21 protein-coding genes and 1 pseudogene are annotated in these 26,465 nt (G+C 42.7%); 5 read left to right on the top strand and 17 right to left on the bottom strand.

Going from position 1 to position 26,465, the window contains the following annotated elements:
- Positions 1–74 precede the first annotated feature (74 nt).
- Entirely contained in the window at positions 75–596 is a 522-nt protein-coding gene (dsbB, locus tag EYW48_RS15690) for a disulfide bond formation protein DsbB (RefSeq protein ID WP_176245916.1), read from the top strand.
- Positions 597–720: 124 nt separating this feature from the next.
- Here dsbB and EYW48_RS15685 read toward each other — a convergent pair whose 3' ends face one another.
- Both EYW48_RS15685 and lrp read right to left on the bottom strand, forming a co-directional pair.
- The gene (locus EYW48_RS15685; protein ID WP_277432651.1) at positions 721–3,600 is read right to left on the bottom strand and encodes a DNA translocase FtsK 4TM domain-containing protein; all 2,880 of its coding nucleotides are present in this window, start codon (positions 3,598–3,600) and stop codon (positions 721–723) included.
- Between the two features lie 178 nt (positions 3,601–3,778).
- Positions 3,779–4,273, bottom strand: a complete 495-nt coding sequence (gene lrp, locus EYW48_RS15680; protein WP_053310112.1) for a leucine-responsive transcriptional regulator Lrp — start codon at positions 4,271–4,273, stop codon at positions 3,779–3,781.
- A gap of 156 nt (positions 4,274–4,429) precedes the next feature.
- Between lrp and ald the strand changes: the two genes are divergently transcribed.
- On the top strand, positions 4,430–5,554 hold the full coding sequence (ald, locus tag EYW48_RS15675) for an alanine dehydrogenase (RefSeq protein WP_171980311.1): 1,125 nt from the start codon (positions 4,430–4,432) through the stop codon (positions 5,552–5,554).
- Between the two features lie 74 nt (positions 5,555–5,628).
- Here ald and EYW48_RS15670 read toward each other — a convergent pair whose 3' ends face one another.
- Together EYW48_RS15670 and cysB are read right to left on the bottom strand one after the other, a co-directional pair.
- Complete coding sequence (locus tag EYW48_RS15670) at positions 5,629–6,828, bottom strand: methyltransferase (RefSeq protein WP_277432650.1); 1,200 nt, start codon at positions 6,826–6,828, stop codon at positions 5,629–5,631.
- Positions 6,829–6,919: 91 nt separating this feature from the next.
- Positions 6,920–7,894 (bottom strand): HTH-type transcriptional regulator CysB, encoded by a 975-nt coding sequence (gene cysB, locus EYW48_RS15665; RefSeq protein ID WP_053310115.1) that lies wholly within the window; start codon positions 7,892–7,894, stop codon positions 6,920–6,922.
- Between the two features lie 300 nt (positions 7,895–8,194).
- Here cysB and EYW48_RS15660 point away from each other — a divergent pair, with 300 nt between their 5' ends.
- Entirely contained in the window at positions 8,195–8,959 is a 765-nt protein-coding gene (locus tag EYW48_RS15660; RefSeq protein ID WP_053310116.1) for a hypothetical protein, read from the top strand.
- A 66-nt stretch (positions 8,960–9,025) separates the two neighbouring features.
- A pseudogene (locus EYW48_RS15655) lies at positions 9,026–9,802 on the top strand (tRNA isopentenyl-2-thiomethyl-A-37 hydroxylase MiaE).
- 131 nt (positions 9,803–9,933) lie between these two features.
- Here EYW48_RS15655 and pyrF read toward each other — a convergent pair.
- The 13 genes from pyrF to tig form a co-directional block, all read right to left on the bottom strand.
- Positions 9,934–10,638, bottom strand: coding sequence for an orotidine-5'-phosphate decarboxylase (pyrF, locus tag EYW48_RS15650; protein WP_171980314.1), 705 nt, complete (start codon positions 10,636–10,638; stop codon positions 9,934–9,936).
- An 86-nt stretch (positions 10,639–10,724) separates the two neighbouring features.
- Positions 10,725–11,894, bottom strand: coding sequence for a lipopolysaccharide assembly protein LapB (gene lapB, locus EYW48_RS15645; protein ID WP_053310120.1), 1,170 nt, complete (start codon positions 11,892–11,894; stop codon positions 10,725–10,727).
- Between the two features lie 21 nt (positions 11,895–11,915).
- A complete protein-coding gene (locus EYW48_RS15640; RefSeq protein ID WP_053310121.1) occupies positions 11,916–12,191 on the bottom strand; it encodes a lipopolysaccharide assembly protein LapA domain-containing protein in 276 nt (91 codons plus the stop codon).
- A gap of 143 nt (positions 12,192–12,334) precedes the next feature.
- Complete coding sequence (gene ihfB, locus EYW48_RS15635; protein WP_168522718.1) at positions 12,335–12,631, bottom strand: integration host factor subunit beta; 297 nt, start codon at positions 12,629–12,631, stop codon at positions 12,335–12,337.
- 68 nt (positions 12,632–12,699) lie between these two features.
- A complete protein-coding gene (gene rpsA, locus EYW48_RS15630; RefSeq protein WP_053310123.1) occupies positions 12,700–14,370 on the bottom strand; it encodes a 30S ribosomal protein S1 in 1,671 nt (556 codons plus the stop codon).
- 103 nt (positions 14,371–14,473) lie between these two features.
- Positions 14,474–15,154, bottom strand: a complete 681-nt coding sequence (cmk, locus tag EYW48_RS15625; protein ID WP_053310124.1) for a (d)CMP kinase — start codon at positions 15,152–15,154, stop codon at positions 14,474–14,476.
- Positions 15,155–15,327: 173 nt separating this feature from the next.
- Positions 15,328–15,621 carry a helix-hairpin-helix domain-containing protein gene (locus EYW48_RS15620; protein WP_168522722.1) on the bottom strand — a complete coding sequence of 98 codons (294 nt, stop codon included), beginning with the start codon at positions 15,619–15,621 and terminating at the stop codon, positions 15,328–15,330.
- 139 nt (positions 15,622–15,760) lie between these two features.
- Positions 15,761–17,620 (bottom strand): peptidylprolyl isomerase, encoded by a 1,860-nt coding sequence (ppiD, locus tag EYW48_RS15615; RefSeq protein WP_171980315.1) that lies wholly within the window; start codon positions 17,618–17,620, stop codon positions 15,761–15,763.
- A 158-nt stretch (positions 17,621–17,778) separates the two neighbouring features.
- Positions 17,779–18,051 (bottom strand): HU family DNA-binding protein, encoded by a 273-nt coding sequence (locus EYW48_RS15610; protein WP_053310127.1) that lies wholly within the window; start codon positions 18,049–18,051, stop codon positions 17,779–17,781.
- A gap of 196 nt (positions 18,052–18,247) precedes the next feature.
- Positions 18,248–20,599, bottom strand: a complete 2,352-nt coding sequence (lon, locus tag EYW48_RS15605; protein ID WP_053310128.1) for an endopeptidase La — start codon at positions 20,597–20,599, stop codon at positions 18,248–18,250.
- 120 nt (positions 20,600–20,719) lie between these two features.
- A complete protein-coding gene (gene clpX, locus EYW48_RS15600; RefSeq protein ID WP_274693432.1) occupies positions 20,720–22,000 on the bottom strand; it encodes an ATP-dependent protease ATP-binding subunit ClpX in 1,281 nt (426 codons plus the stop codon).
- 82 nt (positions 22,001–22,082) lie between these two features.
- The gene (clpP, locus tag EYW48_RS15595; protein ID WP_053310130.1) at positions 22,083–22,709 is read right to left on the bottom strand and encodes an ATP-dependent Clp endopeptidase proteolytic subunit ClpP; all 627 of its coding nucleotides are present in this window, start codon (positions 22,707–22,709) and stop codon (positions 22,083–22,085) included.
- Between the two features lie 105 nt (positions 22,710–22,814).
- Positions 22,815–24,116, bottom strand: coding sequence for a trigger factor (gene tig, locus EYW48_RS15590; protein WP_053310131.1), 1,302 nt, complete (start codon positions 24,114–24,116; stop codon positions 22,815–22,817).
- A 552-nt stretch (positions 24,117–24,668) separates the two neighbouring features.
- On the opposite strand from tig, the gene EYW48_RS15585 reads away from it, so the two are divergent.
- Positions 24,669–26,456, top strand: a complete 1,788-nt coding sequence (locus tag EYW48_RS15585) for an ATP-binding protein (protein ID WP_274700707.1) — start codon at positions 24,669–24,671, stop codon at positions 26,454–26,456.
- The last annotated feature ends 9 nt before the right edge of the window (positions 26,457–26,465 follow it).

Below are 26,465 nucleotides of genomic sequence, written 5' to 3'. Positions count from 1 at the left end.
TGAACATGAAACTTATCCAAGTTAAAAAGCTCTGATAACTCAGAGCTTTTTTTATTCTCAATAGGGAAATATCAGTGAACATTCTTTCCACCCTCAAGTCCTTCTCACAATCTAGAAAGTCTTGGCTTTTACTTTTGCTTTTTGTGGTTTTCTTCGAACTCTGCGCACTCTTTTTCCAGCACGTATTGATGCTAGCACCTTGCGTTATGTGTATTTATGAGCGAGTTGCGATGTTAGGGATTGTAGGAGCAGCCGTTATCGGGGCTATTGCGCCAAGCAACCCATTTGTACGTTGGGTTGGCCTAATCGCTTGGGGAGCGAGTGCCTACAAGGGGTTAACGTTAGCAATGCAACATGTGGACTATCAATTTAACCCTTCTCCATTCGCTACTTGTGATCTTTTTGTTACTTTCCCCAGCTGGGCGCCACTGAATCAATGGGCACCATGGATGTTTGAAGCTTATGGAGATTGTTCAAAAATTGTATGGCAGTTTTTATCGCTTTCGATGCCACAGTGGTTAGTGGTTATTTTTGCAGGTAATTTATTGGTATTAGCGGTGATAGTATTAGCTCAACTAGCAAAAACCAATCGATAAGCTTATTAGGTCACTGAATTTTAAGGGCACTGCAATCCATATTCGATGCTATGGATTGCAGTGCCCTTATCTTTTTCTATCCTGATAATGGACCAAACGCAGTTAGGCGTTGAGAAACTGAATGTTAGTCTCTTGATGGTGCGGGAGCCAGTACCTCTCGATTGCCATTATGACCAGGCGCACTCACGATTCCTTGAGCTTCTAGCTGTTCAACGATTCTTGCCGCTCGGTTATAGCCAATCTTAAACCGCCGTTGAACACCCGAAACTGAGCCTCTACGCGTCTCTACGACATGTTCCACCACTTGATCAAAGAGTGGGTCGACTTCTTCATCACTTTCCATCTTCTCACCAGGTAGCAAACCTTCTGGGCCTTGATCGCCATGAGTGATCTCTTCGATATAATTAGGTTTACCACGAGCTTTCCAGTTATTCACTACCGCATGCACATCATCATCTGAAGCAAAAGCACCGTGCACGCGAATCGTATGGCTTGAACCCGGAGGTAAATAAAGCATATCACCCATGCCTAATAACGATTCAGCACCGCCTTGATCAAGAATAGTACGTGAGTCTGTTTTGGTAGAGACAGTAAAAGCAACACGTGTTGGAATGTTAGCCTTAATCAAACCCGTAATAACGTCAACTGATGGTCGTTGGGTCGCTAGGATCAAGTGAATACCAGCCGCTCGAGCCTTTTGCGCTAAGCGAGCAATCAGTTCTTCAACTTTTTTACCCACCACCATCATTAGATCAGCGAATTCATCCACAACCACAACGATATACGGCAATTTTTCTAGCAATGGCGGTTCGCTATCCATGCTGTCACCTTCTCGCCAAAGAGGGTCATGGATTGGGTGACCCGCTTCAGCAGCCATCTTCAGTTTATCGTTGTAACCTTTAATATTACGCACACCAAGCACTGACATGAGCTTGTAGCGGCGTTCCATTTCACCCACACACCAACGCAACGCATTGGAAGCATCTTTCATATCAGTAACAACTTCAGAGAGAAGATGAGGAATACCTTCGTAAACCGATAGCTCCAACATTTTAGGGTCAATCATGATAAAGCGGACCTCCTCAGGCGTTGCTTTATACAGCATGCTGAGAATCATGACATTGACCCCAACCGATTTACCTGAACCCGTGGTACCGGCCACCAGCACATGAGGCATCTTAGATAAGTCGGCCACAAAAGCTTCACCAGCAATGTCTTGCCCTAATACAATTGTTGTTGGTGATTTTGCTTCTCTAAATTGCGGGCTATCAATAACATCTGATAAATAAACTGTCTGACGGCTCATATTCGGTAATTCAAGGCCCACATACGGTTTACCAGGAATAACCTCAACCACACGTACCGCCATCGCAGACAAAGAACGCGCTAAGTCCATCGACAAACTAGAAATACGGCTGACCTTAACCCCTGGTGCAAGATCCAACTCAAAACGAGTAATCACCGGACCTGGGAAGATATCTACAACCTGCGCCTGAATTTTATAATCAGCGAGCTTGGATTCAACCAAACGAGCAATTTCTTCTAATGCATCTCGGTCAATAAAGTTCTCACGCTTTTCTGGATGATATAAAAGCTGCAACGTTGGCATTGGCTCGGCAGGTTTCGGAAGATTGGTTTCTTGTTGCATTAAAAATGGATTCTGTTGCGCAGCCATATTTGCCTGTGCCGACGCCACCATTTCTTGAAAAGCAAGTACGTCGCTATCGGTTTGTTCTGCGTGATCTTCTTGCTCGACACTTGCAACTTGCGGCATAAGTTTAGGCTCAGAGTGAACAAACTCTACTTCGCTTGGTGCTTCTTCTTCATCAACCACATCAAAATCTGAAATAACGGGTTCAACGCGCAGTTCATCGACTTCGACTTCAACGTCAGCCACCGAGCTAAATGCCGGGTCAACCTCGGTATCTGCCTGAGGCTGAGGCCAATTTGAATCTTGATCCAATGGTTCAGATCTCAACGGCCGTGCTGGTATCTCTTCCATCGTATTATTAATGAACGTGGGATCAGGCGATTCTTGCCCTGATTGAGATACAAGATCATCATCTTCTAAAGCGACCGATTCAAGCTCCTCAATCGTTGCATTAAGTTGTTTGCTGCGATCAAACTCAGGTTGTTCGATATAATTCGATGGTGTTGTTAACTCAACAGGTTCTTTGGTTTCAGGCATATGAATATTAAAACGCCTTGGCGCCTCATCTGCTAAAACACTCTGTTGAGCACCTTCCACTGTCGGCTCAGTCGACTCACGATCATTCACAACCTCTTGGTCAAGCACTGTGGGTTCAGCACGAGATAATTCAACGGCGGTGAGAACAGGTTCAATGGTCTCTTCTCGCTCACCACGAATCCGGTTAAGCAGCCATGAGAACATGCGGATGCTCGTCTCTCCTAGCGATTCAACAATGGTTAACCAAGAGATCCCAGTTAGCAGCGTAAAACCTGCTCCCCATAGAAAAAGTAATACTAACGTGGAACCTAATAAGTTTAATGTAGGCAAGGCTAGGCTCGTCAGTACATCACCAATAACACCACCCGAAGAGAAATACCAAATATCATCAAAGTTAATATCAGCTAATCCGCAACTGGTTAAAATCAGAACAGTTAGGCCGAGTAAGCGCGTACCCCACAACACAAAATCTAAAGGATCATCGGCATCTCTTTTTCGTAGAAAAACCCAAGCAATCACCATCATAATAGGCGGGATAAGATAAGCCAGTGACCCAAATATGAAGAACAGCGTATCCGCAACCCAGGCCCCAATAACTCCACCAGCGTTTTGTATATCACTGCCCCAAGACGTTTGGGACCACGATGGGTCGGCAGGGTTAAAAGTAAGTAATGCGACAGAAAGAAGTGCAGAGGCAAGGACAGCGATGATCAGTCCGCATTCTTTAAGGCGTTGAGACCCATTCAAACGTGAAGACTGAGGCTCTTCACTCGTTTTAATAATAGTCTCAACTTTATTCGGGTTCTCTTTGAACATAAACCTAGATTCTGATTAGCGCCAATACGTAAATTTGATGAATAATTTAGCGATTGGTTTAAGTGGAAACAGTCCGAGCGGCAAAAGCCGCTCGGTTTGTTATGTAATTTAACCTATCAAGGTTAAAAACCCAATTGACGAAAGTCAGAATGTGGAAAGAAGTACCACTATTCAAACATTATCGAGTTTTTATAACCAATTGGTTGGTTTGCTTTACTTCTTCCATTACGACGTAGGTGCGCGTGTCGTTTACACCAGGTAAACGTAGCAACGTGTCGCCTAGCAGTTTTCGATACGCCCCCATGTCAGATACACGAGTTTTCAACAGGTAGTCGAAATCACCAGAAACAAGATGACATTCTTGAATGTCATCCAGCTTTTGAACCGCAGTATTAAACTGCTCAAACACATCAGGTGCACCACGATTCAACGTAATTTCAACAAATACCAAAAGCGAAGCATCAAGATATTGAGGATTCAACAACGCGGTATAACCGGTAATGAAACCTTGACGCTCTAAGCGACGCACACGTTCTAAACAAGGCGTTGGAGATAACCCTACCCGTTTAGACAATTCTACATTCGAAATACGACCATCTTTCTGCAGTTCATTAAGAATATTGCGATCGATACGGTCTAGATCCTTGGACGGCCTTTTATAGTTGTCTGCCATTTTTTATTCCACCTTATTACTTCCTTGCAAAAATATATACTACAACTTTTTAATATTCAGTATCAAATTTTACACATTCACATCTATACTAGTCATAAATTCGCAACAACAACCCAACATGCAGTTATAACAACCAAAAATATCTAAGGAGTTAGGATGATCATTGGAGTCCCTAAAGAAATCAAGAACCACGAATATCGTGTGGGTATGATTCCCGCGAGCGTGCGCGAACTTATCTCACACGGCCACCAAGTCTTTATTGAAACAAATGCCGGTTCCGGCATCGGCTTTTCAGACGATGATTACATCGCTGTAGGCGCATCCATTCTTCCTACTGCTTCTGACGTTTTTGAGAAAGCAGAAATGATAGTTAAGGTTAAAGAACCTCAGGCTGTTGAGCGTGCTATGCTCCGTGAAGGCCAAATTTTATTTACCTATTTACATCTAGCTCCAGATTTTCCACAAACTGAAGAGCTAATCAAGAGCAAAGCTGTCTGCATAGCCTATGAGACTGTAACAGATAATATGGGTCGCTTACCACTATTAGCACCAATGTCTGAAGTTGCGGGTCGCATGTCTATTCAAGCAGGTGCACAATGCTTGGAGAAATCACACGGTGGCAGTGGATTACTGATGGGCGGTGTACCAGGCGTAGCACCTGCTAAAGTGGTCGTTATCGGTGGTGGGGTTGTTGGCGCAAATGCTGCGCGTATGGCGGTTGGCCTACGTGCGGATGTCACCATTCTCGATCGTAGTGTCGATACATTACGCAAACTTGACGAAGAATTCCAAGGCCGTGCAAAAGTCGTTTATTCTACAAAAGATGCTATTGAGCAACATGTTCTAGAAGCTGACTTAGTTATCGGTGCTGTTCTTATTCCGGGGGCAGCGGCACCTAAGCTTGTCACCAAAGATCTTATTTCTCGCATGAAACCTGGCTCTGCGGTCGTCGATGTCGCCATTGACCAAGGTGGTTGTTTCGAAACTTCTCATGCAACAACACACGCTGACCCAACTTATATCGTTGACGAAGTTGTGCACTATTGTGTTGCCAATATGCCAGGTGCCGTTGCACGCACATCAACATTTGCTTTAAATAACGCTACTCTGCCTTACATTGTAAAACTGGCGAATAAAGGTTATCAACGAGCATTACTTGATGACAAAGGCTTCCTCGAAGGACTCAATGTTATCCATGGAAAAGTAACGTGCCAAGAAGTTGCCGAGAGTTTCTCTCTTGAGTATGTTGCACCTGAAGAAGCTATTGCAATGTTCAACTGATCGCGAGCTCTTATAGTTGCGTTCCGCTGAAATGGATAGAAAGTCAGGCTAATCACCTGGCTTTCTTTTAGCTGCTACTTCTTGAAAGCGTGGACCAGTATATTTCTAGGGGTGATTTCCCGTTCACAAAACTGCTCAATCGTTACTTTGTAACCATTCTCTTGCAAATAAATGGCTTTATCCAACACTAGCCATAGCTCAATGATGCGACGAAAGGCTTGCTGTACAAGACTCAGTCTTTCCATCTGCCAGAATCTATCCGCTCCCTTTTCTTCATAGTGTTTTAAATCCACATCGGCAGGCAACTCAATGCTCTTTTGCGCGCAAGCCCATTGGCAAAAATGGCGAAATCCAGCGGCTAACTGAGATTTTTTGATACTCGGTACAGGACAATAATCTTGATAGCCTAACTCTAGTCGCAAAAATAGATCAAAACCTAAACGATACGTCATTTCCTGCTGACGGTGTCGTCGCACTCTCTCCCCCCCTGTTACAGTTTCTTGTAGGGGAATACGTAATTCACTTTGACTTAGTGCTAATGATGACGCTTGCCCCTCACTCGACATCGCTTGGTAGAGGGCTGCTTGAATTAGGTGATAACAACAAGGTGAGAATGAAATAGCGGGTAGTTTTTTCGCTACTGAATACTCTAAAAGCCGAACGTGGAGGTCACCGCAAGCATGCAGTGCTACAGCGTGTTGTGCTGGATGAAATGCACACAGTGCCTCTGGCTGGAAGGCATCTCCTTGTATAAACTGCATCGGCAGAGCAAATGCATCCGCAATGGTTTGTCCAGCCTCACATAATGGCATTTGATACTCAAAGCTTGTCACTTTTTGTTTTGATTGAGCTGCCAGTATTCTTCCTAAAAAACCTTTACCTGAACACCATTCCAACCATTCCGTCCCTTGGTGCTGATACAATAAAGCTGCGCTCATCGAACGAATTTGCTGTAATTTTCGGCCTGGAATTCCTGTTTCAAGATGGGAATCGCGAATAAGTCGATGACTACGACGGGCTGGTCGAAGTTGTAACGAAGCGTGAACTTGATCTAACCCTTCAATGAACTCAGATAAATGAATAACCAGTTCATTTGGCGACAATTTCAACGCTTCAATTTGTGAAAAGCTCAGAGAGCTTAACCACTGACCTAAAGGTTCATTGAATGAATGCCATGGCGAACCGGGCACAATACTCTGATGAAAAGGCTCAAATCGCCAAAAGTGTTGATTTTCGATTAAGAAAGCATCGAGCTGTTTAAATAATGTACGCATTCATCCCCCTAGAGTTGCTAATTTTAGGGGGAGAGTCATTAATTAGAAAGCGTTTCGCATTGAAAAGAGAAATCTCGAACAAACGAACTATTTAACGAACCGGTAATTCAATATCTTTAAACATCTCTTCTATCTCTATATTCGATTTCAAAGAGATGGCTCGCTCGACGACTGGACGGGTGAGATGAGGTGCAAAACGTTCCATAAAATCAAACATATAAGAGCGCAAGAATGTACCGCGTCGGAATCCAATGCTCGTTGTGCTGGCACCGAAAAGATGACTGGCATCAATGGCCACTAGGTCACTGTCACTTGCTTTATCAATGGCCATACTTGCGATAACACCAACGCCAATTCCCATGCGAACATAAGTTTTGATTACATCGGCATCCGTTGCGGTAAAAACCACTTTGGGAGTTAACCCTACACGGTTAAATGCCGTATCTAGCTCTGAGCGCCCGGTAAAGCCAAATACATAAGTGACTAGTGGATAGGCTGCCAAGTCTTCAATTGAAATGCGCTCTTTTTTGGCTAAAGCATGATCTTTAGGTACAACAATAGATCGATTCCAATGGTAACAAGGCAACATGACGGCGTCTTGATATAAGTGCAAAGCTTCTGTCGCAATAGCAAAGTTGGCAGTACCTTTGGCAACCGCTTCAGACATCTGACTTGGTGTCCCTTGGTGCATGTGTAGTGAAACTTTAGGATAACGAGCAGTAAAGCCTTTGATGACATCTGGTAGAGCATAACGTGCTTGAGTGTGGGTAGTGGAGATATTCAGCGTGCCCATTTCTGGGTGGGTATGTTCACCAGCAACGGCTTTAATGCTCTCGACACGCGAAAGGATTTCCTGAGAAATTCGAATAATTTCTTCTCCAGCCCCAGTCACCTGAGTAAGGTGCTTACCGCTACGTTCAAATATTTGAATGCCTAACTCATCTTCAAGCAAACGTACCTGTTTACTAATACCCGGCTGAGAGGTATACAGACTTTCCGCAGTTGCTGAAACATTCAGGTTATGATTAACCACTTCAACAATGTATTTTAACTGCTGTAACTTCATTATTGGCCCCGCAATCCCTTATCAAAGATCCAGATCATACAATCATAGTTTATAATAATTAGTTATAACGCTTAACACTCTCAATTCAAAGCCTGTAGGGTCAATACTTAACTAAAAAAGAGAGCATTTTGTGCAGTTGACTAAATTTTTGCCAAGCAACGCCCAATCTCACAAATAAAAAGCAGTTTTGACGTTTTAAAACAGGAATAATGAAAATAGTCGTTTTGAAGGTGTAGTGATAACTGAGGATCGTGTATCCTTAAATATCAACCGCTGAATTCTAAGAAAGATACGGATTTTATGAATATAGGTTTAATCATTGCTCTAGTTGCCGTTTTACTGGTATTGGTCCTTGGCTACAACATCATGCTCCAGTACAAAGTAAAGGTCGAGTCAGCAAAAAAGCAGGAATCGACTCGCTACATTGCGATTATTGATGCCACTGAAGATCTTATCGGGAACGCTCACCACATGCCTTTTAGTAAGGATTTATTGGTTTGCCTCAATAACCGCATTCTTGATGCTCTGCTTAATATGCATGAACTGGATCCCAAGAATAAACAATTAGTGCAACGAATTGAAAACATGAAAACACAGGTCAAAAACTTGCAAGAGAATCACCCGGGGGGAGACAGTACAACGTTCAAAGTTCCAACCAGTGATAAGCAAGCCCTGATGATGTTGAAGTTGGTTAAACGCCTTAGAGATACGGTACGCAGTGAACACAATAAAGGACGCTTTGAAACTCAGGCTTATGTCACTGAAAATGCGCGTCTAGAAACTATACAAGTTCGCATCAATATTGAAAATGTACTTAAGCGAGCTAATGATTCAATCATGCGTGGGCAGCCAGGAACAGCAATACAATTATTGCGTAAAGGTTTGGATGTACTGAGTACCAAAAATGACGCTTACTCTAATCAAGCAAGAGAAAAATTGCAGTCAATGTATGATGATTTAGAGAAACGCCGCCAAACTAAAAGTGCCGCAGACCTTCAAGTCATGGAAGACAAAGAGAGAAATAGTGATATGGATGCTCTCTTTGGCGAAAAGAAAAAGTGGTAATATACCACCTCGATTTAATTCTAATTTTGAAGGTCGCGATCGCGGCCTTTTTTACACAGTAACGACATGATAAACAAAACAACAATCCAATCCCTATTAGATCCTATACACCAATTTTTGCAATGTGAAACCCCCGATGAATGAGTAGAAGAGGCTCGTAAACCCAGCAATTTGAAAATCATTCTTCTCGATCATTTACTCTGTGAGCTGAAGGCTGGGCAATCAGCGATGTATCTGATTCGCAAATACGCTGTTGATCAACAAAGTGCACTTACCCTCTTAGATTGGTTCAAACCTTATGAAGATTTTGCTTATCGCCATATCGGCTCCATGGAAACCCTTAAGGGCAAAAGTAATATTTCCAAGATGATTATGGCTAAGTCAAACTCTCCTTATAGCCAAGATTTGATCGACAAAATGGTTCTGCTGATTAAAGAAGAGCTTCACCACTTCTATCAAGTACTCGAAATTATGCATTCCCGTGGCATTGAATATGAGTCAATACCAGCGAGCCGATATGCAAAAGGGCTGCTATCGCATATGACAACACATGAACCTAATACCTTGATTGATAAACTCATTATTGGCGCCTATATTGAGGCCCGTTCTTGTGAGCGATTTGCAAAACTTGCTCCGCATTTAGATGAAGACATTGCAAAATTCTACATTTCATTATTGCGCTCAGAAGCAAGACACTATCAAGATTACCTAGCGCTAGCAGAGCAAGTTGCAGGTAAAGATATTAGCGAGCGAGTCAATTATTTCGGCCAAGTTGAAGCTGATTTGATCACCACAATAGATAATGATTTTAAGTTTCACAGTGGTCGTCCCGCTTCAAACTGATTAAGCGCATAATAATAAGCCCTACCGAAGTAGGGCTATCACTGATAAAATTTTCACTTTGAATCTTCATTAACTAAAGTCGCGGTAATTTACGCCACCAATCAATTTAGCGACGGTTTATCCCTTTATTATCATCCGCGCGGAAGAATACTTTCATTTATCGCTTTTAAAACAGCATCAGGCTGCACAGACTGCGTGATTGGACGACCAATAACTAAGTAGTCAGATCCCGCTTTGATAGCCTCATATGGTGTCATGATGCGTTTTTGATCGCCTACTTCAGCCCCTACAGGACGGATCCCAGGAGTAATTAGCTTGAAATCATGACCAAAGCTACCTTTAAGCACTGTGGCTTCTTGCGCAGAGCAAACCACACCATCTAGGCCTGAATTTTTGGTAAGACTTGCAAGTCGCATGACGTGTTCTTGTGGAGTCGTATCAATGCCAATACCACGCAGATCGCTCTGCTCCATGCTCGTTAAGACCGTCACCGCAATCAACAATGGCTTATCGTTACCATAAGGTTCTAGAATTTCACGCGAAGCTGTCATCATTCTCTCTCCACCACTTGCATGAACATTGACCATCCATACACCAAGTTCGGCGGCTGCTCTTACGGCTTTAGAGCATGTATTAGGAATATCATGAAACTTAAGGTCTAAAAATACTGAAAAACCACGCTTATGAAGTTCGCGCACAAAATCTGGACCAAACAGTGTAAACATCTCCTTACCTACTTTTAGTCGGCAAGAATTAGGGTCGATTTTATCGACAAATGCTAAAGCTTCATCTTGTCTATCATAGTCCAACGCGACAATCACTTTCTGGTCTTTCATTATTACTCCTAACAGTATTGAACCTAAAAAAAAGCAGCTTATTAGCTGCAAATTCTTTTTCGAGTTAACGGATTAACTCTGATGAATCATTCTCCATCTAGCCCACGAATGGGTTTGATTGACCCCCAATTTTTACAAGAAGGACAGTGCCAATATAAAGAATGGGTAGAGAAACCACATTTTCTACACCGATAATGGGGCTTCACTTTAAGCTGCTCTCCCACCAGTTTCTGCAATGTAGACAAACTATCTTTAGCTCTTCCCTCTTCAGCATCGGCTAGATGATAATCAATTAAACGATAAAAGCCTTTCATCGTTGGATTTTTTACGAGTTGCCTAGTTAGCAAGTCTTGAGCTGCACCAACGCCTTCATGTTGTGCAACTAACTGTGCAAGCATCAACTCAGCCGATACACCCGCTTCTTTTTCTATACATTCTCTTAAGAACTCGACCAAGTGCTGTTCTTGGCCAATGTGGTGGTAACAGTCTGCTAGAGTAGGAAGGATTTCACCTATAAAATCAATATCTTGCTCTAAAACCATCTGCATGTATTTAATCGTATGCTGATAATCTTCACGCTCAAGGTATAACTTCCCTAAAGAGATGGTAGCACGAACACATTTAGGGTCTTCGCTTAATGCCTTCTTAAAATTCTGAATCGCCTTGCTATCGTTACCATCTGCTTTTTCTTGCATAGCGAGTTCACACCAAAAATGAGCAATCACACTACGCATTCTTTTGCGGCCTAATTTCACCAAATCATAGGCGTAATCAATGGCTTTATGCCATTCGCGGGTTTGTTGATAAATAGCGACGAGTTGCTGTAATGCACCTTCACGGTGTTCAGGTTCATCCACTAACTGCTCAAAAATTCTCTCAGCGCGATCAAGAAAACCAGACACCATATAGTCTTTTGCCAACTGTTGCAGAGCGAGATTTTTTTGATCAATGGTTAAACTCGAACGAGATATCAGATTTTGGTGAATACGAATAGCACGATCGACCTCTCCTCTTGAACGAAATAGATTGCCTAACGCCAAGTGAGTATCAATGGTTTCATTATCGACCTGAAGTAGTTCAATGAAGTGATCAACCGCTTTATCTGATTGATCAGAAAGCAGTAAATTAAGCCCCGTAACGTATTGACGGGATATTTGGTGAGAATGCTTCTGCTTGTCTTGCTGGGCACTACGATTGCCCATATACCATCCGTAAGCGGCTGCTATTGGCAATAACAAGAAGAGAATTTCTAACATTAAGTCAGCCTTTATTCCATTCTAAGCTTTACTTGTAACGGCATTTTTTTCAGCCGTCTGTTTCTTCAGCTGCTTATTTAGCTTTCGCAGCTGTAACTGAGATTTAAAATAAAAGCTACTGCCAATTAACCAAGCTAAAGCAAAACCTGAGACAAACACTACACCAAGTAAAGTAGATAGGTGGAATTCACCTTGAGCGAGTAAGTAATTAAAAGTCACAACCACTTGATTTTGTGCACCTAATGCTAAAGCAATCAAAAAAAGCGCAACAATGAGAACGATTTTTATAATTTTCATAAGCCATTACCTATCCAGTATTGATCTGGTCTGATTATGCAGGAAAATGACTTCACAAACCATGTCTATCTATAGATTGATATCATAAAAAAACGGCATACCAACTGTATGCCGCTTCTCAAAATAGGTTCTAAATAACAAATTTAGAGGCTCTCATTAACTCGCTCACGCAACTCTTTGCCTGGTTTAAAATGAGGTACAAACTTTCCGTCTAATACCACTTTATCACCAGTTTTAGGGTTACGTCCCACCCGAGGCTCACGATAGTGCAAAGAGAAACTACCAAATCCGCGAATTTCAATTCGCTCTCCGCTCTCCAAAGTTGATGCCATGTGTTCAAGAATATCTTTCACTGCATCTTCAATTTCTTTAGCAGATAGGTGCGTTTGCTCAGCACAGAGTCTTTCTATCAATTCAGACTTAGTCATAGTTTCCCTCATTACTTGCTTATCAAAGTAGGCACTAACCGAAAAAAAAGGAGCCTTTCGGCTCCTTCTAGCGAGTTAGATTATTCGCCTTTAGCAGCCTTGAATGCATCTGCCATAGCATTACCGAACGCACCTTCATCAGTTTTGTTCAGAGTAGCCATTGCTTCTTGCTCATCAGCTTCATCTTTAGCTTTGATAGATAGGTTGATTACGCGGTTCTTACGGTCTACACCAGTAAATTTCGCTTCAACGCTATCACCAACGCTTAGGATTAGAGACGCATCTTCAATACGGTCACGCGATACTTCAGAAGCACGGATGTAACCTTCAACGCCGTCTACAAGTTCAATTGTAGCACCTTTCGCGTCAACTGCAGTAACAGTACCGTTAACTAGAGTACCTTTTTTGTTGTCTGCAACGTATGCATTGAACGGGTCGTTTTCCATTTGCTTAACGCCAAGAGAAATACGCTCACGCTCTGCGTCTACTGCTAGGACAACTGCAGAGATTTCATCGCCTTTCTTGTAATCACGTACCGCTTCTTCTCCTGCAACGTTCCAAGAGATATCAGATAGGTGAACAAGACCGTCGATGCCGCCGTCTAGACCGATAAAGATACCGAAGTCAGTGATAGACTTGATCTTACCAGTAACTTTGTCGCCTTTAGCTTGTGCTTCAGCGAATGACTGCCATGGGTTAGCTTTACACTGTTTCAGACCTAGAGAGATACGACGACGCTCTTCGTCGATATCAAGAACCATAACCTCAACTTCGTCGCCAACATTAACAACTTTAGATGGGTGGATGTTCTTGTTAGTCCAATCCATTTCAGAAACGTGTACTAGACCTTCAACGCCTTCTTCGATTTCAACGAAGCAGCCGTAGTCAGTTAGGTTCGTTACACGACCAGATAGTTTGTGACCTTCTGGGTAACGCTTAGCGATTGCTACCCATGGATCTTCGCCTAGTTGCTTAAGACCTAGTGATACGCGAGTACGCTCACGATCGAACTTAAGAACTTTAACTAGGATTTCGTCACCAACGTTAACGATTTCTGATGGGTGCTTAACGCGTTTCCATGCCATATCTGTGATATGTAGAAGACCGTCAACACCACCAAGATCAACGAATGCACCGTAGTCAGTAAGGTTCTTAACGATACCTTTAACTTCAGTTCCTTCTTGTAGAGTTTCAAGAAGTTCGTCACGCTCAACGCTGCTTTCTGATTCGATAACAGCACGACGAGAAACAACAACGTTGTTACGCTTCTGGTCTAGCTTGATAACTTTGAACTCTAGCTCTTTGTTTTCTAGGTGAGCAGTGTCACGGATAGGACGTACGTCTACTAGAGAGCCTGGAAGGAAAGCACGGATACCGTTTAGTTCAACAGTGAAACCGCCTTTAACTTTACCGTTGATGATACCAACAACAGTTTCAGCTTCTTCGTAAGCTTTCTCAAGAACGATCCAAGCTTCGTGACGCTTAGCTTTCTCACGAGAAAGTTGAGTTTCACCGAAACCATCTTCAACAGCGTCAAGAGCTACGTCTACTTCAGAACCAACTTCAACTTCAAGTTCGCCAGCAGCGTTCTTGAATTGTTCAGCAGGGATAGCAGACTCAGACTTAAGACCAGCATCCACAAGAACGAAACCGTTCTCGATAGCTACTACAGTACCTTTAACGATAGTACCTTGTTGAAATTCAGTTTCGTTTAAAAACTCTTCAAAGAGTTGAGCAAAAGATTCAGTCATTTATTTAATCTTCAATAATTAAACTTCCATGGGTATCCTACCGCATGGGGTTATTAAATTCGCCAGTCATCATCCTTGCGACCAACGCTCTTACCTAACAGAACTATTCTGCTAGCTTAGATTCGGTATATTGTAATGCTTTTTCTACAACTTCGTCGATAGACATTGAAGTTGAATCAAGCAATAGCGCATCCTCAGCAGGTCGTAATGGAGCCACTGGGCGGTTACGATCTCGATCGTCACGCTCTTGGATTTCGCTTAAAAGGGCGTCAAATTTAACATCTAGGCCCTTGAGTTGCAACTGCTTAAAGCGGCGCTGAGCACGCTCTTGCGCACTCGCATCTAAGAATATCTTTACTTCAGCTTGTGGGAATACAACGGTCCCCATATCACGCCCGTCAGCAACTAGGCCTTGCTCTTTGGCAAAAGCACGCTGACGGCGCAGTAACGCTTCACGCACTCGAGGTAAAGCCGCTACTTTTGATGCTGCCATGCCGGTTTCTTCTTTGCGTAGCTCTTTAGATACGTCTTCACCTTCCAAGATAACTTTCACTAAGTCACCTTCCGCCAAAAACTGAACATCCAAATGCGTTGCTAAAGGCACGAGAGCATCTTCTGATTCTGTGTCAACTCCGTGGTGAATAGCGGCGAGTGCAAGCACACGGTATATTGCCCCAGAATCTAATAGATGAAAGCCTAATTTTTTAGCCAACAACATACAAAGTGTGCCTTTACCAGCACCACTTGGTCCATCAACGGTTATAACCGGTGTATGAGAGGACATGATTTACTCCAATTCGTTTTAGTGCGACACATTGCTCGCTTTTGTCGGCGACAAATTATAGTGCTTATCCAGTAAAGGTGCTAGGAAGGAATGTTGATGTGTCTGAAATAGTGCAATAAAAAGTAGTGAAGAGGAGCTCTTCATATAGCCCCTCGTTATTAATTTATGCCAAACTATAATAAAATTCTGTCTTCATTTTTTTGAACGATGGCATTACCGATTCCTTTTACTTGGCTCAGTTGCTCCTTCGTTTTAAACGCTCCATTTTGCTCTCGATAGTCGACTATCGCTTGTGCTTTTTTCAAACCAACACCTTTTAATAAATCAGCGAGCTCTTGGGCGGATGCTTGGTTTATATTGACGGTAATTTCTATACCTTGATAAGTGTCTGCAACTTCTTCGGATGCAAAGGTAGGTGTAAGTGGCAGTAATAAGCTTAAAACGAGTAACCATAGTTTCGATTTCATCTGAGTATCTCCTTGTTGTCAGTTCAGTCACCTCTATACTAACGACTTAAAAAACACATTCAGATGCATAAAGCCAAAAATTAAAATGGGCTACATCTACAGCCCATTTTGAGTTTCATATCAGTTACATTGCTAGTAACTATTGGCTCACAACATAGTACTCAATATCCGTATTCTTACGTAAGATACTTAGCATTCCCGCAAGGTCTTGTTGGCTACCCATTCGTTCTAGCTGAGCACCAATTTGATCGTTGTACTCTGGTGTAACTTTTGACTCAACTTTATCAAGCTCAATAATGACGACATCACCATTTGCCGCTTTTGCTTGCCCGTAAATCACGCTATCCGTTACTGGTTTAGGTAATGAGAAAACGGTATTAGCAAGTGGTGAACTGCGATCAATCATTTCTGCCTCACCAAATTCCAGAGCGTTCTGTTCGAGCAGAGATCGATCTCCATTTTGTAGTGAAGCGACGAGTTTTTCGCCCAACTCCGTTGCCTGTTGCTCACCTTTCACTTTTGAAAGTTGAGTAACCACTTGTTCTTTAACCTCAGATAACGGCAGTACCATTTGCTCACGAGCATCGTTAACACGAACCACAATAACGTGCTCAGGCGCAACTTCTATCACCTCAGAATTTAGGCCATCCTCTTTTACTTCTGGGCTCAAAATCGCTTGTAGCACCGCTGGTGTCAACAACAATTCTGGCGCATCTTGTTGTGAAATAAAGTCAGTAGTTTGGATGGTTGCAGAAATCGCTTTAGCGGCATCATCTAAAGAATCTGGAAATTCAAACGCTACTTTTTCTAATTCACTTTGGAGTTCATAGAATTTATCGACCGCTTTTTGATCTTTTAGCTCTGTTTTAATTTCAGAAGCAACTTGCTCATAAGGTTGGGCAACCGAGTCTTTCACTTCATCTAAACGAATGATGTGGTAACCAAATTCAGATTTAACTAAACCTGTTACATCTCCGACATTTTGAAGTGCGAATGCTGCTTCTTCAAAAGCAGGATCCATCACATCACGTTCAATCCAGCCTAGGGATCCCCCCTCTTCTGCGCTACCAATATCTTCAGATTTCTCTTTTGCTAACGTCGCAAAATCCGCACCTGCATTGAGTTCATCAAGTATTGCTTGCGCTTTGGCTTCATCGTCACCTTGTACCAGAATATGACTCACTTTACGTTGAGCTTGTGTTGAGTACTTATCCAGATGCTCTTGGTAATACTTTTTCGCCTGCTCTTCAGAAACGGCCATTTGCTCTTTCAACTGTTCAGCCGAAAGTTCTATATACGCGACTTTTACTTGCTCAGGTCGAGTGTAACGCTCTGGGTTCTGTTGGTAATATTGTTCAATGTCTTCTTCTGTTAATTCTACTCCTTTAGCAAACTCATCAAGAGATAGCGTTAACGAACGAATATTACGTGTTTGAGAGATAAGTTGACTTTGCTCATCAATTTCACCAGGAAGAATAAACTCACTGCCTTGAATGGCGCTCAATAGTTGGTTACGAACCAAGTCACGACGTAGATATTCAGCAAAACTTTCTGGCGAAAAACCGGCACGACGAAGCGCTGCTTGATAGATTTCTTGATCAAATTTTCCATCAACTTGAAACTGAGGCATATCAATAATCATTTGACGAACCTGAGCATCGCTGACTCGTAAACCTAACGACTGAGCATGCTGCTCAAGTAGTAGGTCGTTGATCATGCGGTCAAGTACAGATTTACGGAAAGACTCTACATAGCTTGGATCAGCCAACAAATTAGCAAAATAGTCACCTAATTGGGACTGCATGCGATTGCGCTCATTTTGATATGCTTGCTCAAAGTCTCCACGACCAATCTCAGTATTGCCAACTTTTGCTGCAGCATTGTTGCTACCACTGACGAGGTAACTACCTACACCTGCGAAGATGAATGATAAAATAATCATTCCTAAAATAATTTTCACCGCGATGCTGTTCACGCCTTCGCGTAATCGATCCATCATAATCTAACTGCTCTCCGGATAAGAAGTTTCACACTTCAGCCTAAAAATTTGAATAGCGCGATAATATCAGAAAAAGAAATGCGCATCAGTAGGATGCGCATAATTTCAAAAGGTTCGAATTAATTTTGCCTACCAGTGGCAAAAAAAGACGATTTTGATTAGTTACAAGCGTCTTTAAGAGCTTTACCTGCTTTGAATGCAGGAACTTTTGCTTCAGCAATTTGAATTTCTTCACCCGTTTTTGGGTTACGACCTGTGCGAGCGGCACGAGTACGAACACTAAATGTACCAAAGCCAACAAGAGCAACTTGGTCACCAGACTGAAGAGTACCGCTTACCGCTTCGATAAATGCATCAAGAGCACGACCTGCAGATGCTTTAGAGATGTCAGCGTTATCTGCGATTTTTTCTACTAATTGTGTTTTATTCACTGTGTTTCCCCTTAGTGTCACCAGTTATAATTTTTTAATGGTGACTTTTCCGTTCCATTAAGTTCCTAAACTAGCTTGAAGCCTTATCGTGTCTGGGCTACAAGCTATAGTGGGTTACGTTAGCGCCCAAAAAAAACGCTGACAAGCCTTTTTAAGCCTATCAGCGCAATCTTTTACTTATTTTTGCTACACATCACTATTTTTTAGCGTCAAACTCAACCCCTGATGGGTCTCGCTCCAGTGCAACCTTTAAAACCTCATCAATCCATTGAACTGGAATGACTTTTAGATCGGCAATAACGTTGTCAGGAATCTCTTCCAAATCACGCTCGTTATCTTTCGGGATCAGTACCGTGGTAATACCACCGCGATGCGCTGCCAACAGTTTTTCTTTCAAACCACCAATCGGAAGCACTTCACCACGCAAGGTTATTTCCCCTGTCATCGCCACTTCAGCTTTAACTGGGTTCCCCGTGAGGCTTGAAACAAGCGCAGTACACATAGCGATACCAGCACTTGGACCATCTTTCGGTGTCGCACCTTCTGGCACGTGAACGTGAATATCACGTTTTTCGTAAAAATCTGGGTTAATCCCCAATTTCTCAGCACGAGCTCGAACCACAGTCATCGCGGCTTGAATCGACTCTTGCATCACATCACCCAAAGAACCAGTTTGGGTGAGTTTACCCTTACCTGGCATGGATTCAGTTTCAATCGTTAAGAGGTCACCACCCACTTCAGTCCACGCAAGACCTGTTACTTGACCAATACGATTGCTGTCATCAGCTTTACCGAAGTCACAACGTTGTACACCAAGGAACTCTTTCAAATTCTCTTGATTTACTACAACGGTTTTTATCTCTTTATTCAACAAGATATTTTTAACAGCTTTACGACAGATTTTTGAAATCTCACGCTCTAAACTACGCACGCCAGCTTCGCGAGTATAGTAACGGATGATGCCAATGATTGCTGAATCTTCAATGACGATCTCATGCGCTTTTAAGCCATTGCGTTCTATCTGTTTGGTAACCAGGTGACGCTTAGCAATGTTCAGTTTTTCGTCTTCGGTATAACCAGAAAGACGGATCACTTCCATACGGTCAAGAAGTGGTCCTGGAATGTTCATTGAGTTTGACGTGGCAACAAACATAACGTCCGAGAGATCATAATCGACTTCAAGGTAATGATCGTTAAAGGTGCTATTTTGTTCCGGATCAAGCACTTCAAGTAATGCAGATGAAGGATCACCACGCATATCTGAAGACATTTTGTCAATTTCATCCAATAGGAATAGCGGGTTCTTAACACCAACTTTTGCCATTTTTTGGATCAATTTACCTGGTAGTGAACCAATGTAAGTTCGGCGATGGCCTCGAATTTCAGCTTCATCACGAACACCACCCAGAGCCATACGCGTGTACTTACGCCCAGTGGCAGCAGCAATAGAGCGACCCAATGAGGTTTTACCGACACCAGGAGGCCCAACAAGGCAAAGGATTGGACCTTTTAACTTGTTGATACGACTTTGTACCGCAAGATACTCTAAAATACGCTCTTTCACTCGTTCTAGACCGTAGTGATCAGAATTGAGGATCTCTTCTGCTTTCGTTAAGTCCTTCTTAACTTTAGAGCGTTTTGTCCACGGGACATTAACCATCCAGTCGATATAGCTACGTACCACTGTCGCTTCAGCAGACATTGGAGACATCATTTTCAATTTCTGAAGCTCTTGCTCTGTCTTCTCGCGCGCTTCTTGCGGCATTTTTGATTCATCAATTTTCTTTTTCAGCGTTTCAAATTCGTCAGGTGCATCATCCATATCACCCAATTCTTTTTGAATCGCTTTCATTTGCTCATTGAGATAATACTCACGCTGAGACTTTTCCATCTGTTTTTTAACGCGGCCACGAATTCGTTTTTCAACCTGTAGTAGGTCAATTTCCGACTCCATCTGCCCCATTAGGAATTCCAGACGCTCGCTGATATCAATAATTTCTAAGACTTTTTGTTTATCAACCAGCTTTAACGGCATGTGCGCAGCAATGGTGTCAGCAAGACGAGCGGCTTCATCGATACCATTCAATGAGGTAAGTACTTCTGGTGGAATTTTCTTATTTAGTTTAATAAAACCATCGAACTGGTTAATAGCACTACGTACTATGACTTCCTGCTCTCTTTCGTCCAGCTCAGGAGTAATAAGATACTGTGCTTCAGCTGAGAAAAAATCACCTTCAACAAAGCGGTCTATTTTCGCTCGTTGCTGACCTTCCACCAATACTTTGACAGTGCCGTCAGGTAGTTTGAGGAGCTGTAAAATGGTAGCAACAGTTCCAACGTCAAATAGATCTTCTATCGTTGGTTCATCAGTTTCTGCTTTTTTCTGTGCCACTAATAGAACTTGTTTGTTGTTGTCCATTGCCGCTTCAAGACATTGGATAGATTTTTCTCTACCAACAAACAAAGGAATAACCATATGAGGATAAACCACCACATCACGTAGAGGCAGTACGGGGATTTCGATACGCTCGGAACGCTCCAAGTTCATATTATTCTCTCTTCCGCTTTAACTTATTACCGAGTATATGGGGGCTAACTAACTGGATTCAATAACAGAATAAAAAAAAGGAGGTATTTGCTACCTCCTTTAAATATTTATCTCTGTGTTTTACTCTGCGCCTGCAGCTTGGTTCTCATTTGCGCTGTAAATTAGCAGCGGTTCAGATTCACCATTGATTACCGATTCATCGATTACCACTTTGCTAACATCCGATACAGACGGAAGCTCATACATGGTATCGAGCAAGACACCTTCTAAAATTGAACGTAAACCACGTGCACCAGTCTTGCGGTTCATTGCTTTTTTCGCAATCGCTCGCAATGCATCTTCACGGAATTCAAGTTCGACATTCTCTAACTCGAATAGTGCAGCGTATTGCTTAGTCAGTGCGTTTTTAGGCTCGCACAAGATTTGAATCAGCGCTTCTTCATCAAGTTCAGTCAGTGTAGCCGTAACAGGAAGACGGCCAATGAATTCAGGGATTAACCCGTATTTCACCAAATCTTCTGGCTCAACTTGAGTGAACAGCTCGCCAATGGTCTTAGTTTCATCTTTGGAACGAACTTCCGCTCCAAAGCCAATACCTGAACCTTTAGCAACGCGTTGATCAATTACTTTATCTAAACCAGCAAATGCACCACCACAGATAAATAGAATCTTAGATGTGTCTACTTGCAGAAATTCTTGCTGCGGATGCTTACGTCCACCTTGTGGTGGTACAGAAGCAACAGTACCTTCAACCAATTTCAATAGCGCTTGCTGAACCCCTTCACCCGATACATCTCGTGTAATCGATGGGTTTTCAGCTTTACGAGAAATCTTATCGATTTCATCGATGTACACAATACCGCGTTCGGCTTTAGCAACATCGTAATCACACTTCTGAAGTAGTTTTTGGATGATGTTTTCGACATCTTCCCCTACATAACCCGCTTCTGTTAGTGTGGTTGCATCTGCCATCGTGAACGGTACATCTAGGAAACGAGCCAGTGTTTCTGCCAGTAGTGTTTTACCACTACCCGTTGGGCCAATAAGCAAAATATTACTCTTGCCAAGCTCAACCCCTTCACTTGTCGTATCACCGTTACGTAAACGCTTGTAGTGGTTATATACTGCAACTGCAAGCACTTTTTTCGCGTGTTCTTGGCCAATCACATAGTCATCAAGATGTTCACGAATCTTGCGTGGCGTAGGTAACGCCTCAGATTCCTTTTTAGGCAGAACATCTTTAATCTCTTCACGGATGATGTCGTTGCATAAATCAACGCATTCATCACAAACGTAAACAGAAGGACCGGCGATCAGCTTGCGAACTTCGTGCTGGCTTTTACCACAGAAAGAGCAGTACAACAGCTTGCTACTACCGCTCTCTTTGCTTTTGTCTGTCATTCGCTAACCTCTTAGCCTTTACTCTTAATGGTTTGAGTGTAACTCAAATTAAGCCAAAATGCGTGAATAATTATGATAACTGTTACTCGCCACGTTTGCTTAAAATCGAATCAACTAAACCGTATTTAACCGCTTGGTCTGCTGACATAAAGTTATCACGGTCAGTATCACGTTCAATCACTTCTAGTGGTTGACCTGTGTGCTCAGCCAATAGTTTGTTGAGTTTTTGTTTGATGGTCAAAATTTCTTGAGCGTGGATCTGAATATCAGAGGCTTGACCTTGGAAACCACCCAACGGTTGGTGGATCATCACTCGTGAATTAGGTAACACAAAACGTTTACCTGGCGCGCCCCCCGCCAATAGAAATGCCCCCATAGAACAAGCTTGACCCATACATACCGTACTCACATTAGGCTTAATGAACTGCATGGTGTCATAAATTGACATCCCTGCGGTTACACTACCACCTGGGGAGTTAATGTATAAGAAAATATCTTTGTCAGGGTTTTCTGATTCTAAAAACAGCAATTGTGCAACGACAAGATTTGCCATTTGGTCTTCAACTTGACCTGTCAAGAAAATCACTCGTTCTTTAAGCAAGCGGGAATAAATATCGTATGAGCGCTCACCACGGGAAGTCTGCTCAACCACCATGGGTACTAGCGCGTCAATAATTGGCGACATTGCGTTTTTTTCTTGGTAGCTCATATTGTTATGTCCCTAAAATAAATGGCCCGGATGATGGGTATCACGCGGACCATTGTTAGCAGAATAGTTAACGTTAAGTCAACCACCTACGCTACATATTGCTTATTAAGCAGGTTGTTGGTTCATTAGCTCGTTGAAGCTAACGGCTTTCTCAGAAACCTGTGCTTTAGCGATGATCGCGTCGATTGCTTGCTCTTCAAGAGCAACATTGCGCATGTTGTTCATCATTTGCTCGTTTTGAGCATAGTAAGCCATTACTTCAGCAGGATCTTCGTAAGCAGTCGCCATCTCTTCGATTAGCGCTTTTACTTTCTCATCATCCGCTTTTAGCTCTTCAGTTTTGATCACTTCGCCAAGAAGAAGGCCAACAACTACACGACGTTTAGCTTGCTCTTCGAACAATTCACGTGGAAGTTGCGCTGCCGCTTCAGGGTTGCCACCAAAACGTTGTGCAGCTTGTTGGCGTAGCACACCGATTTCTTGGTCAATAAGTGCAGAAGGAACGTCAATGTCGTTCTCTTTCACTAGGCCTTCGATCGCTTGCTCTTTGATGCGGTTCTTAACAGCTTGCTTAAGCTCACGCTCCATGTTTTTGCGAACTTCAGCTTTAAGCGCTTCAACACCGCCTTCAACAACACCGAATTTAGCAACAAACTCATCGCTTAATTCTGGTAGCTCACGAGTTTCTACTTTGTTGATCTTGATTGCGAATTTCGCCGCTTTACCTTTTAGGTTTTCAGCGTGGTAATCTTCTGGGAAGTTTACGTCGATTTCGAATTCCATGCCTTTAGTTTTGCCAACGATACCGTCTTCAAAACCAGGAATCATGCGACCTGCACCCATTTCTAGTGGGAAGTTTTCAGCTTTACCGCCTTCAAATTCAACACCGTCGATTGAACCAACGAAATCGATAGTTGCGCGAGAACCGTCTTCAACTGCTGCATCAACTTCAACCCACGTAGCTTGTTGCTTACGTAGCGTTTCTAGCATTTCAACAACATCTTCTTCTTTAACTTCAACCGCTGGTTTTTCAACAGTGATGCTTTCTAGACCTTTCAACTCAACTTCTGGGTAAACTTCAAAAGTTGCAGTGAAAACAAGATCTTGGCCTTCTTCAGTAGCAACTGGAGCAAAAGTCGGAGCACCTGCTGGGTTGATCTTTTCTTTTACGATTGCTTCGATGAAGTGACGTTGCATTACTTCGCCCATCACGTCTTGACGTACCGCTTTACCGTACATTTGAGCAACCATTTTCATTGGAACTTTGCCTTTACGGAAACCATCGAAACGACGATTTTTCGCGATGTTGCGTAGTTCAGCTGTAACTGCATCTTCAATGTTAGCAGCAGGAACAGTAATATTCAGACGGCGCTCTAGGCCTTCTAGCGTTTCAACAGTAACTTGCATTATTTATAAACCTCAAAACTGGCTCAGTATTTCTGAGCATCATGAGCCGTAAGCTAGGCTATCGCCTGGTGCTTGGCTGCATCCTTGTGTTGTGTTCTATCCGAACACTTCAATTAAAATGAGCGTCGACATCTGAAGCGAAAACACCCAAACATCGGACTAATGAGCGATATCTTTACCAACCTAGGTCAAAAAGGTATCTCCGATTAGTCTCAGGACAGAAAATTTAGACGCGACATTCTACCGACCTGAACCAGTGCTGTCGAGCCAATCACCGCTTGGAGATGATTCAATGCCCTAAATTGCCTATCGAGTGCTAAAAATTCCATCAACATGGAAAAGCACAGTTTTGAAATGGGGACAATAAAGGCTTTTTCAAGGGAATCGAGGCTTTTTTTATCTCAGAAGTGTAAAAAGAGATCTTGCTCCTGTTTTGTGCCGCACTATTGAACTCTTTTTAAACAAAAAAACATCGAAAACCAGTAGACTTATCGTGTTCAGAAATGGATTTTCTTAATCACAACCGCAGCTGCAATAAAAGAGTAACCAAGGATGCTAGCGATTCGCCGTGTCAGTCTAATTTTTGTAATACTGTTCGTGTTGATAACAGCACTGGGTGCTCACCTTACCTGGCAATACAGTTATCAAAACTTATTAATTGAACATCAAGCTCAACTTGATCGTTTCTCTAGCCATATCACGGCTAAACTCGATAAATATGCGCACATACCAAGATTACTCTCTAAAGATAAGGAGCTAATCGATGCATTAAACAGCCCTAACAATAGTGCCCAGATAGAAATCACTAATCGCTACTTGGAGCAAGTCAATGAAGTCATTCAAGCGGCCGATACGTATCTCATCGATCAATATGGCAATACCATAGCTTCAAGTAACTGGAACCTTGATCGCTCTTTTATCGATCGCAATTTTGCTTGGCGGCCTTATTTTAAAGCGGCTATTACGGGCCAGGAGAGTCAATATTTTGCGCTAGGCTCAACATCTGGCCAACGCGGTTACTATTATTCTTACCCTGTCATCTATGCGGCGGATGTAATAGGTGTAGTGGTGGTTAAAATGGATCTATCGGCCATTGAAGAAAACTGGCAGAGCAAGCAAAGCTACTTTGTAGCAACCGACAGCAACAACATTATTTTTATGTCCAGTAAACCACAATGGCTGTTTAAAAGCGTGGATACGTTGACCGATAGTCAACGATTATTAGTACAAAATAGTCGCCAGTACCTTGAAACTTCGATTCGTTCTCTCGGTTTAGTGGGTGACTTTACCGCTCCAGTTTCTGAGTGGCAAAACCCACATCAAGGTTGGTTCAAAGGCGACTTCATTGTCTCTACACGTGCTTTGCCTAATGTTTCGCTCAATATCCGCGTGTTATCGCCGAAGATGAATATTTTTTGGGATAGCTTTGCCTTTGCCCTGATCTCTAGCATGGTATTTGCCATCATCTATTTAGCGCTCCTGCTCATCCATCACCGTCAACTCAAACAGCGCCAGATCGAACACTTGCAATCAGAAGCCAAGCAAAAACTCGAATTTTTAGTGATGGAAAGAACCTCAGAGCTGCACGCAGAAATTGCCGAACGAAGTAAGACCGAAGTAATGCTGAGACAAACTCAAGATGAATTGATCCAAGCCGCTAAGCTTGCGGTATTAGGAGAAATGTCCGCCAGCATTAGCCACGAACTCAATAATCCACTCGCCGCCATTCGAAGTTTTGCCGACAATGGACGCCGCTTTTTGGCAACGGGCAAGCCCGAAAGAACCGATGATAATCTTGCTCGCATTTCTGCGCTAACTGAACGCATGGCAAAAATCAGCGAACAGCTGAAATCGTTTGCGCGCAAAAGTGCAACGGATGAAAAAGTTATTGCACAATTATTACCGATTATTTTATCGACTAAAGAGTTGATGCAGCCTCAATTCAAGTCGCACTTAATTCAGTTTCATAGTGAATTACCCAACCAGCCCATTCTAGTCAGAGTAAACCCTATCCAATTAGAACAAGTATTGATTAACTTACTCACCAATGCCGTTCAAGCTGTTGATGAACAAAAAGAAAAGTGTGTTCACTTAACAACAGAAATCCATCAGGATTACGTTACTATTCATATTGATGATAACGGGCCAGGAATCTCACAAGAAAAAATTGGCCACCTTTTTGAACCGTTTTTTACCACTAAAAAAAATGGACTGGGGCTTGGTCTTTCTATCTCACAGCAAATAATACAAAGTATGGATGGCAAGTTAAGCATGACGAAATCAACGCTTTCAGGGGCTCGCTTTTCCGTATCATTGCCACGAATCGCAGAACCACAATAATCACAAGGA

Origin of the sequence: Vibrio sp. 1180_3 (genome assembly GCF_029478545.1) — a bacterium.
In the GTDB taxonomy this organism is placed as follows: Bacteria; Pseudomonadota; Gammaproteobacteria; order Enterobacterales; family Vibrionaceae; genus Vibrio; species Vibrio aestuarianus.
The sequence above is the reverse complement of the archived record's forward strand: the minus strand, read 5'-3'. Positions and strand labels throughout refer to the sequence as shown.

Excerpts from the sequence above, each read along its gene's own strand:
- clpP (WP_053310130.1), bottom strand. The coding sequence starts at position 22,709 with ATGAGCTACCAAGAAAAAAACGCAATGTCGCCAATTATTGACGCGCTA.
- rpsA (WP_053310123.1), bottom strand. The coding sequence starts at position 14,370 with ATGACTGAATCTTTTGCTCAACTCTTTGAAGAGTTTTTAAACGAAACT.
- tig (WP_053310131.1), bottom strand. The coding sequence starts at position 24,116 with ATGCAAGTTACTGTTGAAACGCTAGAAGGCCTAGAGCGCCGTCTGAAT.
- lapB (WP_053310120.1), bottom strand. The coding sequence starts at position 11,894 with ATGTTAGAAATTCTCTTCTTGTTATTGCCAATAGCAGCCGCTTACGGA.
- ihfB (WP_168522718.1), bottom strand. The coding sequence starts at position 12,631 with ATGAGGGAAACTATGACTAAGTCTGAATTGATAGAAAGACTCTGTGCT.
- EYW48_RS15620 (WP_168522722.1), bottom strand. The coding sequence starts at position 15,621 with ATGAAATCGAAACTATGGTTACTCGTTTTAAGCTTATTACTGCCACTT.
- cmk (WP_053310124.1), bottom strand. The coding sequence starts at position 15,154 with ATGTCCTCTCATACACCGGTTATAACCGTTGATGGACCAAGTGGTGCT.
- ald (WP_171980311.1), top strand. The coding sequence starts at position 4,430 with ATGATCATTGGAGTCCCTAAAGAAATCAAGAACCACGAATATCGTGTG.
- lon (WP_053310128.1), bottom strand. The coding sequence starts at position 20,599 with ATGAACTTGGAGCGTTCCGAGCGTATCGAAATCCCCGTACTGCCTCTA.
- lrp (WP_053310112.1), bottom strand. The coding sequence starts at position 4,273 with ATGGCAGACAACTATAAAAGGCCGTCCAAGGATCTAGACCGTATCGAT.
- ppiD (WP_171980315.1), bottom strand. The coding sequence starts at position 17,620 with ATGATGGATCGATTACGCGAAGGCGTGAACAGCATCGCGGTGAAAATT.
- EYW48_RS15670 (WP_277432650.1), bottom strand. The coding sequence starts at position 6,828 with ATGCGTACATTATTTAAACAGCTCGATGCTTTCTTAATCGAAAATCAA.
- cysB (WP_053310115.1), bottom strand. The coding sequence starts at position 7,894 with ATGAAGTTACAGCAGTTAAAATACATTGTTGAAGTGGTTAATCATAAC.
- clpX (WP_274693432.1), bottom strand. The coding sequence starts at position 22,000 with ATGACAGACAAAAGCAAAGAGAGCGGTAGTAGCAAGCTGTTGTACTGC.
- EYW48_RS15660 (WP_053310116.1), top strand. The coding sequence starts at position 8,195 with ATGAATATAGGTTTAATCATTGCTCTAGTTGCCGTTTTACTGGTATTG.
- EYW48_RS15685 (WP_277432651.1), bottom strand. The coding sequence starts at position 3,600 with ATGTTCAAAGAGAACCCGAATAAAGTTGAGACTATTATTAAAACGAGT.
- EYW48_RS15585 (WP_274700707.1), top strand. The coding sequence starts at position 24,669 with ATGCTAGCGATTCGCCGTGTCAGTCTAATTTTTGTAATACTGTTCGTG.
- EYW48_RS15640 (WP_053310121.1), bottom strand. The coding sequence starts at position 12,191 with ATGAAAATTATAAAAATCGTTCTCATTGTTGCGCTTTTTTTGATTGCT.
- pyrF (WP_171980314.1), bottom strand. The coding sequence starts at position 10,638 with ATGAAAGACCAGAAAGTGATTGTCGCGTTGGACTATGATAGACAAGAT.